At 42.0% G+C, this 12,572-nt stretch carries 12 protein-coding genes; all 12 read right to left on the reverse strand.

Annotated elements, in window-relative coordinates; all coding sequences use genetic code 11:
* Positions 1–17: 17 nt before the first annotated feature.
* On the reverse strand, positions 18–536 hold the full coding sequence (locus BMZ58_RS08795) for a YehS family protein (protein ID WP_075036179.1): 519 nt from the start codon (positions 534–536) through the stop codon (positions 18–20).
* Positions 537–805: 269 nt separating this feature from the next.
* Positions 806–2,419 carry a metal ABC transporter solute-binding protein, Zn/Mn family gene (locus BMZ58_RS08800; RefSeq protein ID WP_075036180.1) on the reverse strand — a complete coding sequence of 538 codons (1,614 nt, stop codon included), beginning with the start codon at positions 2,417–2,419 and terminating at the stop codon, positions 806–808.
* A 200-nt stretch (positions 2,420–2,619) separates the two neighbouring features.
* The gene (locus BMZ58_RS08805; protein WP_075036181.1) at positions 2,620–3,675 is read right to left on the reverse strand and encodes a galactitol-1-phosphate 5-dehydrogenase; all 1,056 of its coding nucleotides are present in this window, start codon (positions 3,673–3,675) and stop codon (positions 2,620–2,622) included.
* Positions 3,676–3,693: 18 nt separating this feature from the next.
* The gene (locus BMZ58_RS21070) at positions 3,694–3,867 is read right to left on the reverse strand and encodes a hypothetical protein (RefSeq protein WP_167360054.1); all 174 of its coding nucleotides are present in this window, start codon (positions 3,865–3,867) and stop codon (positions 3,694–3,696) included.
* Positions 3,868–3,888: 21 nt separating this feature from the next.
* Positions 3,889–4,923: a zinc-binding dehydrogenase gene (locus BMZ58_RS08810; RefSeq protein ID WP_075036182.1), complete on the reverse strand. Its 1,035-nt coding sequence runs from the start codon at positions 4,921–4,923 to the stop codon at positions 3,889–3,891.
* Between the two features lie 14 nt (positions 4,924–4,937).
* Positions 4,938–6,197: a galactitol-specific PTS transporter subunit IIC gene (locus tag BMZ58_RS08815; RefSeq protein WP_075036183.1), complete on the reverse strand. Its 1,260-nt coding sequence runs from the start codon at positions 6,195–6,197 to the stop codon at positions 4,938–4,940.
* A 47-nt stretch (positions 6,198–6,244) separates the two neighbouring features.
* The gene (locus BMZ58_RS08820; protein WP_075036184.1) at positions 6,245–6,529 is read right to left on the reverse strand and encodes a PTS sugar transporter subunit IIB; all 285 of its coding nucleotides are present in this window, start codon (positions 6,527–6,529) and stop codon (positions 6,245–6,247) included.
* Positions 6,530–6,558: 29 nt separating this feature from the next.
* Entirely contained in the window at positions 6,559–6,843 is a 285-nt protein-coding gene (locus BMZ58_RS08825) for a PTS sugar transporter subunit IIB (protein WP_075036185.1), read from the reverse strand.
* Between the two features lie 2 nt (positions 6,844–6,845).
* The gene (locus BMZ58_RS08830; RefSeq protein ID WP_425268650.1) at positions 6,846–7,370 is read right to left on the reverse strand and encodes a PTS sugar transporter subunit IIA; all 525 of its coding nucleotides are present in this window, start codon (positions 7,368–7,370) and stop codon (positions 6,846–6,848) included.
* Positions 7,367–9,418 carry a BglG family transcription antiterminator gene (locus BMZ58_RS08835; RefSeq protein ID WP_075036186.1) on the reverse strand — a complete coding sequence of 684 codons (2,052 nt, stop codon included), beginning with the start codon at positions 9,416–9,418 and terminating at the stop codon, positions 7,367–7,369. Before BMZ58_RS08835 ends, BMZ58_RS08830 begins: the two co-directional genes overlap by 4 nt.
* Before the next feature lie 210 nt (positions 9,419–9,628).
* Positions 9,629–10,813: an alanyl-tRNA editing protein gene (locus BMZ58_RS08840; RefSeq protein WP_075036187.1), complete on the reverse strand. Its 1,185-nt coding sequence runs from the start codon at positions 10,811–10,813 to the stop codon at positions 9,629–9,631.
* A 289-nt stretch (positions 10,814–11,102) separates the two neighbouring features.
* A complete protein-coding gene (gene betB, locus BMZ58_RS08845; protein WP_139207322.1) occupies positions 11,103–12,569 on the reverse strand; it encodes a betaine-aldehyde dehydrogenase in 1,467 nt (488 codons plus the stop codon).
* Between the last annotated feature and the right edge of the window lie 3 nt (positions 12,570–12,572).

The following is a 12,572-nucleotide window of genomic DNA, read 5'->3' on the forward strand; positions in this document are numbered from 1 at the left end:
TGGTTTGACCTCTCCCCTTATCCTCTATATTTGATAGTCAATCCTTTTAAGAAATTCCTCGCGTATTGATCACCAAACTGTCGATAATTCTTATGGCCTTCTTTCCTTAGCAAGCCGCTTAATTCCCCTTTAGTGATCGAAACCCCAGCGTTATCTAAAATATCGATGATGTCCTCACTCGTTAATTTCAATGCAATTTTCACTTTTTTAAGCATGACATTATTCACACTTGAGTGATTCCTGATCGACCGGTCCGGCTTCATTGGTTCTCCATCTTTTGTTTTTTGAGGCCCTCGCTCAAACGTAATCAATCCATTCAAAAAAGACTCTAACATACTGTTTGTACATTTAATGTGTTCCTCATCTTCATATCCCTCATCATCTTCCGCATCATAACTTTCCTCTGACTTTGTGAGGACCTTTTGAACTTCTTCTTTCGTCAGCTCTACCCCTCCAAGCTGGAATATTTGAATCATATCTTGATCTTTTATATCCAGGGCATATCTTAGTCGAATTAATATATCATTATTATCCATTAATAATACCTCCTATATATGTAACTACCTAAGCTATTTCTTTTAAATTCATCAAGATATCCATCATAACATGTTCAAGTATAAGCTAGTCTAACCGAATTGGAAATTTCTTAAGCGAATAATGGAAGCTTGAAGAAAGACAAATTTTCTCTTGAGCTGTGTTTCCTTAAAGGTTCTATCTAGATTCTCTTCTTCAATTAATATAAATGGGAAGACCGTGAAGTCGCTCTTCCCATTCCCTTCCTGTAAGTGTGTATTTAAAGAGGATATCAATGCATCATCATTTCATGAGCAATTTCATGGCCATATAAATCAAAAGGGTAATATGTCGGCCAGTTCGTTACTTCTTCCAATAAAGCTTCACGGTCATCTCCCCAATATAAGTGATAATGATCCGCCTCTGTAGGATCAATGCTATGGTCACTGAATTGAATGTAGGAAGGGAGCCCTTCCACTTCTTCGCTTCGTTTAAAGATGTAGCGCACCCCTCTATTTCCAGCTTCATATGTCAATATCTCGTGCCCATCATACTGATATTCTCCAGAGGTTTCTTCTCCATTTTCAAAGAAGGATACGTTTTTGCCCTGGATGACAATGCGATCTATATTCGTTTGGTAACCTTCTTTGTAATACTCTTTATATTCTTTCGCTGTTTTGTCTCCATCTTCTGCTTTATGTTCGAATACTTCATCAAGCGTACCGTCCTGAAGATACGGATAAACCGATTGCCAGTCTCCTTCCCAATCTGACAAAGGGCGATCTTTCACTTGACTGTCCTCAAAATAACCTTCATAAATTTTTTCAGTTACTTCATCATGTGAATGACTATGATCATGGGTATGACCATGGTCATGATTCTCTTCATGTTCATGCTGTTCTTCTGGATCAGAGACATCTTTTGAAACAGATAAAGACTTTGTCAGTTCTTCCAGGTTGTGTTGCATAAGTGTAAAATAGTCTTCGTTATTTTGAATATCTTCCTCTGTAAGAACCGATAAGTTGTGAATACGCAAAGCCTCGGCGCCTATTTCTTCTCTTACAATATCCCCTACTTTCGGAGTCACATTCTGTTCAAAGAATACATGCTTCAATCCATATTTATCCGCGGTCTCAATGATTTCTTCTAACTCTTTTTGAGAAGGTTCATTTGTTGGGCTCAAGCCTGATATGGCAAGTTGTTCGATTCCATATGCTTGCTCCCAATAACCATACGCTGCATGAGAGACGATAATTTTGTTTCCTGGTAAACTTTCGATTTCTGTCCGAAATTCATTATCCAGTGCTTCCAGTTCTCCTTTCAAAGTTTCAAAGTTTTTGTTAAACGTGTCTTCTTTTTGGGGCATTAACTCCACCAATGTTTCTTTCACCTGTTCTGCCATTTGTATGGAACGGATAGGATCCAGCCACACATGGGGGTCCTGGCCTCCGTGATGATGCTCGTCGTGATTATCGTTATTGCCCTCTTTCTCTCCATGGGCATGTGCATGGTCATGACTATGTACATGCTCCTCCAAATCTATTCCTTTAGATGCTTCCAGGATCTGCACATCTTCAGATTCAATAGAATCAGAGATTTTTTCAGCATAAGATTCTAAACCAGCTCCATTATAAATGAAGGCATCTGCTTCTGCGATTTCTATCATTTCCTTTGAAGTGGGTTCATACGTATGTGGATCCGTTCCTGGTGGCAAAATGGACTCCACGTCAGCCTTATCACCAGCTATTTGTTCCGTAAAGAATTGTAGTGGATAAACAGTTGTAAAAACTTTTATTTTTTCACTCGATTCCTCCCCGTCTCCACTAGTCGATTCATCTTCCCCACATGCAGTCATTGCTAAAAGAACGACTATCAAGCTGAATAACCTTGCAAAATTTTTCAACATCCTTTCTCCTCCTCTTTCGAAAAGCAATTATCGTAATGATTACTGTTTGTTCACAAATATACTATCGTAATGGTTACATTTTGTAAATAGTAATAATTACGATTTGTTGTATTGCTCTTGATAAAAACCTTACACTCTTGGAAGTTTTTATATTCTAGACATAAAAAAAGGCCGCGAGCAGCGGCCTTTGGTCTACACTATTAAATGGTATAATGCGGATAAAACATAACTTTAATAAAAGAACCGTTTTGATTGATCAGATTTTCAAACGTGGATGGGCCTTCTTTCAATGATAATCGATGAGAAATTAACGGTTGTATATTCAACTGCCCGTTACTCATATAATGAAGTGTCGATTGCCACTCTTTTCCTGGAAAAGGAGCGGAAATAGCATTCCAGGACCCGATAACTTTTAGTTCATTACGGACGATTCTTTCAAAATAAAAACGCTCGATTTCTATGTTAGCATAGGGGATTCCCATATAGAGAACCTCCCCTCCCTTTTTAGGAAGGGCAAGCACTTGTTCTGAAGTTATCGGAGAGCCTGCACATTCAACAGCTAAGTCCACCCCTAACTGTTCTGTGACTTCGGATACGCGTTTATGAGGTGGATGGACAGTAGGATTAATCAGCACATCCGCTCCCACTTCCTTCGCTATTTCCAGTTTCTGATCATCAATGTCAATGGCGATCACTTGCTTAGCCCCAAAGATTTTCGCCCATTGAACAGCCAATAACCCTATACTGCCACATCCCATGATGGCTACCGTCGATCCTGGTTGTAAACTCGTTCGATAAAATCCGTGAGCGACTACAGACGACGGCTCAACCATTGCTGCCGCTTCATAATCAACATTGTCAGGAAGTCGAAGGACATGGGTAGCGGGAAGACTGACGAATTCAGCATAAGCTCCTGGGTGACGGGCTCCGATCAATGTTAATTTTTCACATTGGGATAAGTTTCCCTTCAAGCAGCTATGACATTCTCCACAGTAGAAAGTCGGGCATCCTGCCACACGGTCTCCTACCCGGATATTGTCCACCTTTGATCCTGCTTCAACAACCTCACCAGAAAACTCATGGCCAAAGGTCATTCCCTCCACATAGGGGCCAAGCTTCTTATATCTGGAAACATCTGATCCACAAATACCAACGGCCTTCACTTTAATAACAACTTCCTCTTCCCCAGTCAGAACGGGGTTAGGCTTTTCTTCGTATCGTAAATCCTGTGTCCCATAAAGATTCAATGTCTTCATGTATCTCACCTTCTATTTCTACACATTTTCCGTTTCTTCCGCAGATTCGGAATGGGAAGACGATCTTTTATTCATTAATTTCCAGCAGGCTGCACCTACAATGATGGAATTGAAAATCATTTGGTTTTCAAAATAAACATCTCCAATAGATCGCATCGGTCCTAACATGAATTCAAGAAATGCATCTACCATTTAAAACCCTCATTTCTTTTTCTATTCGTCCACCGGTGTCAACAAAACTTTGATGGCTTCTCCACTTTTGATGGCTTGATAAGCTTGGTCCCATTCATTAATTGGGAATTCATGTGTTACTAGTGAGCGAGCGTTCACTCGGCCACTGTTCATAAGATCTAGAGAAGGTTCCCAATCGGCAGATTTCTGACTTCTACTGCCCACGACCCGTATTTCTTTTTGGATGATTTTTTCTAAGTTGAACTCGATCTCAGGCTTCGCAAAGATACCGACTTGTCCATACTGTCCTTTTTTCCTCAATAGATCCAAGGCTAGACTAGCGGCTGGAACAGCTCCTGAACATTCGTAGACGACATCTGCTCCATACCCATCCGTAAGTCCATTGACAAATTCTTGAAGGTCCTGCTCCTGAATATCTATGGCATAGTCAATACCAAGCTCTTCTGCTTTGCTCAACCGAATTTGGTCATGGGACAACCCTGCAATGACAACTGTCGCTCCTCTACTTTTAGCGACTTGCGCGGTAAACAACCCGATCGGCCCTGGGCCAATGACGACAACTAAATCACCAGGATTGATGACCGTTTTTTCGACGGCATGGTAGGTGCAAGCAAGGGGCTCTGTCATCGCACCAGAGCGGTAATCCACTTCGGGCGGAAGATGATGAACACTTTCTTTACGTGCAATCAGATACTTGGCGAACCCACCGTCCTGCTGAGTACCCAGCCCTTTACGATAGTTGCAAAGGTTGTAATCCCCGCTTTTACAATATTCACATTCTCCACATACATAGAAGGTTGTTTCAGATGTGACACGATCTCCGATGTTAAATTCTGTAACGTCATCTCCAACATCGACAACGACTCCTGAAAACTCATGCCCGAGTGTGACAGGAACTTTCACTTTATAATGGCCTTCATATGTGTGGATGTCGGACCCGCAAATACCAGTATATTTCACTTCGATCTTAACCTGACCTTTGCCGACTTCTGGTTCCTGTTTATCTTGAATTTCTAAATTTCCGTATCCAAGCTCCGTCTTCACCAGTGCTTTCAATCTTATCCCTCCAATTAATTGAACAAGCTAAATACTTTGAAGATGATCCAGTTGACCAAGTTTCCGCCCTGGTCGATACTTGAGATTTTTGCAGACCCTTCCGGCATATCAAAATCAGCATTTACAGCCATTTCTGTGAACACAGGCGCAACGTCTGTAGCCATGTAAAGGGATAAGGCAATCATCAATGTTCCGACGATTACGGAATGAACGATATTCCCCCGTGCAGCTCCAACAATAAAGGCGACAACGAATGGGATTGTGGCTAAATCCCCGAACGGAAGAAGGGAATTCCCTGGCAAGATGACTGCTAGAACCACTGTAACAGGCACTAGAATCAAAGCCGTGGAGATGACAGCAGGGTGACCTAAAGCAACCGCTGCATCTAATCCAATATAAATTTCCCGATCTCCAAAACGTTTCGATAACCATTCACGTGCAGATTCAGAGACAGGCATTAATCCTTCCATAAGAATCTTGACCATTCTAGGCATCAGAACCATAACTGCTGCCATAGCCATTCCGATTTCAATGACTTCCCCTACACTGTAACCAGCAAGGACTCCAATAGCAGCTCCTAAGAACAAGCCGATGAAAATAGATTCTCCGAAAATACCGAACCTCTTCTGAATCGTCTCCGGATCCGCGTTCCAATTTTTCACGACAGGGACCTTATTCAATAACTGAACTAAAAAGATCCCAGGAGCATAAGAGATGGTACTTCCTGTAGCAATCGAAACACCAGGAAGATCAAAGAATTTACTGACCATAGGTGCAGTCCAGTCTGCCACTTTAAGACAGACCACCTGGAAAATGACCGCCGCAATCAACCCTTGAATAATACTTCCAGATACCGCATAAACCATTGCGGCCATAAATGTATAATGCCAAAAATTCCAAATATCGACGTTCATCGTCTTTGTCGTTTTTGTCAAAAGCATGATGACATTGACGAGAAGACCTAATGGAATAATGAATGCCGCTACAACTGATGCCCAGGCGATAGAAGACGAGGCTGGCCATCCTACGTCGATCACATTCAACTCCACACCTAAACGATCGACCATACCTTGTGCTGCTGGACCTAAGTTATTGACAAGCAAATCAACAACTAAGAAAATCCCCACAAATGCTACACCGATCGTTAAACCAGATCGAAAGGCTTTCCCTGGTTTCTGGCCGAATAGCAAACCTAATAAGAAAATGGCAACAGGCAAAATGACAGTTGCCCCTAAGTCTAAAAACCCTTGTACGATGTCGACGAAACCCTGCATGTATAGTCCTCCCTCGTTCTAACAGGTGACAAAATTGTGTTGTTCGTTTACTTTTGAAGTTCCTGTAGAATTTCTTTTTTTGTCTGTTCTGTTCCGATACCAGTCAAAAATGTCCTTGCATTGATGACTGGAAACGGAAATTCTTTTTGAGTCATCGCTGTCGTAACCAACAAATCCGCTGTATCTACATATCCGCCTACTTCGGAGATTTTAATTTGGACAAGATCCACATCCAGGTTATTCTCTTTTGCCATTTCTTCAATAGCTCCATTTACGACCGTAGATGTTGCGATTCCTGCTCCACATGCGACCAATACTTGTTTTTTTGCCATAATAATCCCTCTCCTTATTTAATAGATTTTTATTTTTGAAGCGCTGTCAAAATTTCTTTTTTCGTAGCATCTGTTCCGATTCCGGTTAAGAAAGACCGTGCGTTGATAACCGGAAATGGGTATTCTTTTTGAGTCATCGCTGTCGTAACCAGCAAATCCGCTGTGTCTACATATCCGCCTACTTCGGAGATTTTAATTTGAACGAGATCGACGTCCAGATTGTTCTCTTTTGCCATTTCTTCAATAGCCCCGTTCACGACCGTAGATGTTGCGATTCCTGCTCCACATGCGACCAATACTTGTTTTTTCGCCATTATTATTTCTCTCCTTCAAGGACACCGAAGTCTAGCTTTTCTTCTAAAAGACTTCTAATGTTCGTTTTATTTTCTTCTTTAAGAATAGATAATAGAGTTTCCTCCGTTTGAAAAACACTCATTAACTGCTGAAGTAAGGATAACTGCGAATGGGCTTCATCCATAGCTAGCATAAAAACAATCCGCACTGGAATCGTTTCCTTATCATCACCCATGACACCAAATTCAACCGCATCCTTCAGCACCCCTATACTGATGGTTTTGCGTTGGACATGCTCCACATCCGTATGAGGAATAGCCACCGCTACTCCCGCTGTCGGTAGTCCCGTCGCATATTCTTCTTCCCTTGCGATAATAGCGGGAATAAAACTCTCTTTAACTAAGTTCTCATCGATTAGGTTACGCCCCATTTTTTCTAGTACTTCTTCTTTGGAAGCTGCCTCCACGTTAAGTAGAATGACAGATTCATTAAAATAGATATTGCTCATCATATTCACCACACTATATAAAATATTTGCACCATTCATTCAGTGGAATAAGTTTGAATCAGCTCATGGATTTCTTCTGCTTCATCCGCTTGAATGAGTTTGGTTCGGTCTAGTTCTGAACCCGCTAAGTTCATCAATTGCATTAATCCATGCATATGCTTTTTCTTATCCTCGGCAGCTATGACGGCAATGACATGAACAGTCTCATCTTCATTAAAGGAAACTCCTTGTTCCACTTTCAATAAACTCATCCCCGCTTTTATCACTCCATCCTCAGGAGCTGCATGAGGGATGGCGAAATGAGGTGCAATGATGATATATGGATCTCTTTCCATCTGATGAACCATTGTATCCACATACCTCTGCTCCACATACCCCCTTGTAACCAGCGGTTCAGATGCGATTTGAATAGCTTCCTCCCAAGAACCGACCGAATCTTTAACGGTAATGTGATTCAAAGGAATAAGTTGATCTAAGTGAAGGGCCCGTCTTTCCAAACTTTGTTTAATGGAAGACTCTCCATCACGGTGGATATAAGAATTAAGCTCTTCGACCAACGCTTTTTCATTATGGATGGTCGTGTGATTCCTAATGATATCCATGAGATGGTCGACATGAATATCATTCAATATATATCCCTGTACTTCCATCATGACTTGTTTCCTTAAGCGCAATCGGTCGTCACGATTGAGGAAAGCCTGACATACGATCACTCTCTCATCTTCATCGCTTTCCAACGGAATCGTGGAAAATACAAAATCATAATCCAACTCATATTCCATGTATTCACGCTTAGATAAGGAATCCAGGAAGACGAATTCAGGGAACAGCTCGGTCAACTGATTGAACAACAACCGGGATACCGAAACACCTTGCGGACAAACGACAATGGCTTTGACTTTCTTTTCAATGCTTTCCCCTTGTCTTGTCATCCACCCACCGATAAGCATCGTCAAATAAGCGACTTCATTATCCGGGATTTCTCTTCCAATGAAACCTTCCAGAGGAGCAATGGAACGTTTGACAAGATGGTGGATCTCTTTGAGCTCATCTGCAATAGAAGATTGAATGACTTGTGTCTCTGTGAGCCCATACTTGATACGGTAGTAGGCAGGTCTGATATGTTGGAAGAGCTTATCGACCAGTTGCTCCCTGTCCTGAAAATAGATACAGGCACTTCTTTCAAAAAGTTGAAGCATATGCTCAATGATCGGAATCAAATCTGACATCGACTCGATATCTGCTAGTTCCTCAGACCGATACACATTGGTCGTCAATAAATGGAGGGTCATGAATAAACGTTCTTCTTCAGGAATGTCCATCGATGCAAAGATCTCTCCCATGACCTGGTACTCCTTCGTACTCGAAACATCCTCATGCTTCAATGGGAAGTTGGAAATGACGTAGCCTCTCTCGACCCTTCTTAAAATCAAGGCAAGAATATAAGGCATCATTTCTATTTTTTCATCCGTGAATTGAATATTAAGTTTTTCTTCGAGTTTCTCAATTTGCTGCCTGAATCTAGTCAATTGCTCCGAAGAGAGTAGAGACAATTCTTTCACTTTGCTTGCCCCAGTATGCATCAGCAATTCATAAGTGACCTTGATTAGCACCCGGCGAATTTGAAACTCCTTCCCCTCCAACATATAGCCTGTCTTTCGGGAATATTTAATGGTGATCTCATAAGGATCCAAAAAGGACTGGGCTTCTTTCAGGTCATTCAAAATGGTATTTTTACTAAAATCCAGCTCGAAGGTAAAATGGTTCAAGGACAATTCTTCTCTGCATATGAGCATCAAGATAATCAGATGAACCCTTTGTCTTTCTGATAGTACTATTGTTTCAACGCTTGGCTTATGTTCGCCATTCACGCGGACAAAGATCGATCGGTCAATGATGAATTGCCCTTGTCTCGTTCGCTCAATTTCAGGAAGGTTGTGAGACACCAACCAATTGTTGATTTTGTTGAAACTGTAACCAAGTTGTCTCCGTGTTAGATCATATTTCTTCTCAAGTGTCGTACTCGTGATTTTCGGATTAACAACTAATTCTTGGAGTATTTTATTACTTCTTTCGTTAAGTTCCACTCCGTCTGTCCCCCTTCCACATTTTTATTGTAGCACCCACAGAACCCTTAATGTATACGCTTTCATCCCAAGATGGTGAATATACAATGTACATCATAGGGATTTACTTTTTTAAAATTCAAATATTTAGAGATAAAAAAAGTAAGGAACCTCCTTTATGGAAGTTCCGATTCCTTGTGTATTATTGATCCAAGAGATGGTTTCATTTGATCATAGTAAGGCCTTCACTCGGTCAGCAAGATCCACTCCTTCGATCAATCTCTTGCCGCCTCCTTGTACAAAATTCGGTTTTCCACCACCTTTTCCTTCAATTATAGGCAGCACTTGTTTCGCGACTTCATTCATATTCCGGTCAATATCTGACCCACAAGCAAGCACGAATTGTAATTGATTTTCTTGTTCACTGATCAAAATCAGATATGCCTCAGGAGTTTTTTCACTGATCGCTTTTCCTAGAGATTGCAGCGTCTTGATGGGACGGTTCAGGAACACTCGCTGAATCACATTCTCTTCAATTGAGTCTTCAATGATTTCCCGCGCTTCATATTTATGAAGTTGTTCTTCTAGTTCAGCGATTCTCTTATCTTTTTCTTTACTAGCCTTGATCAACTCCTGGACCTCCTCGACAAGCTGTTGCTCTGGTTTCGGAACGATCTGCTTCATTTCCGTTAGTATTTGGTGTTTTTGACCCAGCTTATCCAACACCCGGTACCCGCAGACAAATTCTAGGCGCACCTGTTTTTTGTTTTTCGTCCATCCTAAAAACTTGGCAGCCATCACCTCTCCTGTAGCGTTAGGATGTGTACCTCCACACCCGTTGTAATCAATTTCCGGAATTATGACAAGGCGGACTTCATCTTCAACGGCCAGTGTTTTTCGTAAAGGGTATTGCTCCGCCTCTTCCACAGACACCCATTTCGTTACTACCGGGTAGTTCGCACGGATGATGCGGTTTACTTGGTCTTCTGCCTGTCCCAAAAGACGATCGGATAGCTTTTCTGTATCCAGATCGATCGTCACCGTATCTTTTCCTAAGTGGAAGCTCGTTGTCGGTACCCCGAAGTCATCATGGAAAACGGCTGAGATGATATGTTGGCCAGAGTGTTGTTGCATATGATCGATTCGTCGCGCTTGATCGATACTTCCATACACCCTCCCATCCCCGTCCGAAAGCCGTTCTCTCGTGTAATGTCGTACCTCGCCGTCGAGTTCTTCCACATCAATTACTTCGATTCCATTCAGTTTTCCTGTATCATGCGGCTGCCCACCACCCGTAGGATAAAATGCTGTTTCTTCAAGTACCGCATAACTTCCACGCTCATCTTCATCTATGTTAATAATGGTAGATTCGAATTCCATTTGATATGGATCCTCATAGTAAAGCCTTCTTGTCATTGTAAGTCCTCCTCTATTTTTCTAACGATATCGTAACATGTTTTCATTATACGGAGGGGATTCCCAATCACAGACTGACTTGATGGTAAAATATGTATGACCTGGTCACCCATTATTTGGGTGACCAGGTCTGTCAATAAATGGTGATTAATGTTGATGAGTTCTATTTGAACTAGAATAAGCTCCCCTTCTTGGTAAAGCCAACGAGGGGAGCTTAATTTAATCCTTTCTATATTATAAAGGATGTTATTAATATAATAGGACCAATCATGTAAATGAGGATAGGATTTTAAAACCAGTGAAGCGGAGCTGGGTTTGTGTTTTCATATACATGCTTCACTTCGGTATATTCTTCAAGTCCCTGCTTTCCTAGTTCACGACCGATACCAGAAGCTTTATATCCTCCCCATGGAGCCTGGGCAAAATAAGGATGGAAGTCGTTAATCCAAACCGTGCCCATTCTTAACTCGCTAACGACACGTTCTGCTTTCCTGATATCGGTTGTCCAAACAGCTCCAGCTAGACCATACTTAGAGTCATTTGCTAATTGCACCGCTTCTTCTTCCGTGTTAAAGCGTTCAACGGTTAATAGTGGACCAAAGGTTTCTTCTTGGACAATGCGCATGGATGTTTCGCATTCGGTAAAAATCGTTGGTTCAAAAAAGAAGCCTGCCTGCAATCCTTCCGCTTTCGGTCGTTTGCCGCCTGTAATCAGATTAGCTCCTTCTTGAATGCCGATTTGTACATAATTTTCCACTTTTTCACGATGTTCTTTGGAAATAAGCGGCCCTGATTGGGTGGAACCATCAAAGCCATTACCGAGTTTGATTTGTTTCGCACGCTCCACCAAAGCTTCAATGAATGGATCATGAATGGAATCTTGAACGAGCAATCGGGCACCTGCTGAGCATACTTGACCGGCATGGAAAAAGACAGCGTTCAAAGCCTGGTCTACCGCTGTATCGAAGTCTGCATCATCAAAAACAATGTTAGGGTTTTTACCACCGAGTTCTAGAGCAACCTTTTTAAAGTTTCCTGTAGCGGCCGTCATAACTTTCCTTCCTGTTTCGATCCCCCCAGTAAAGGAGATAAGATCAACGGAATGGCTCTCAGCAAGCAGCTGGCCCGTTTTGGCGCCTGAACCTAATACTAGGTTTGCCACCCCTTTAGGTACCCCTGCTTCTTCAATCAGCTCCATCACTTTAATTGTGGTCAAAGGAGTGATTTCACTCGGTTTAATGATAAGAGTGTTACCTGCAGCAAGTGCCGGTGCCAATTTCCAGGAAGCTTGTAAGAGCGGATAATTCCACGGTGTGATCTGCCCGCAAACACCAACAGGCTCGCGAACGACTTTACTTCTGGAATCAGGAATCGGGGATTCGATCACCTCTCCACCATCTTTGTCAGCAAGACCCCCATAATAACGGAACACTTCCGCAATGGTTTTCATATCATCGATGCTTTCTGTCAGAGTCTTTCCTGAATCCAATGTTTCAAGTTCAGCCAATTCCTGTTGGTCACGTTCAATCAACTCAGCAACTTTCTGCACAAGTTTCCCTCGTTCCGTTGCAGAGGTATGACGCCATTCTCCATTGTCGAAAGCTTCCCTTGCTGCAAGGATTGCCGACTGTGTATCCGTTTCATCCCCTTCTGGAACTTCGGCAATCGTCTCTTGGTTGAATGGATTAATAATCGTACGTGTATGACCATTAGTGGCTGCGGTCCATTCACCATTGATGTACATGTTTTTCTTCATCAT

The sequence above is a fragment of the Halobacillus dabanensis genome, assembly GCF_900114165.1.
Lineage (GTDB): Bacteria > Bacillota > Bacilli > Bacillales > Halobacillaceae > Halobacillus > Halobacillus dabanensis.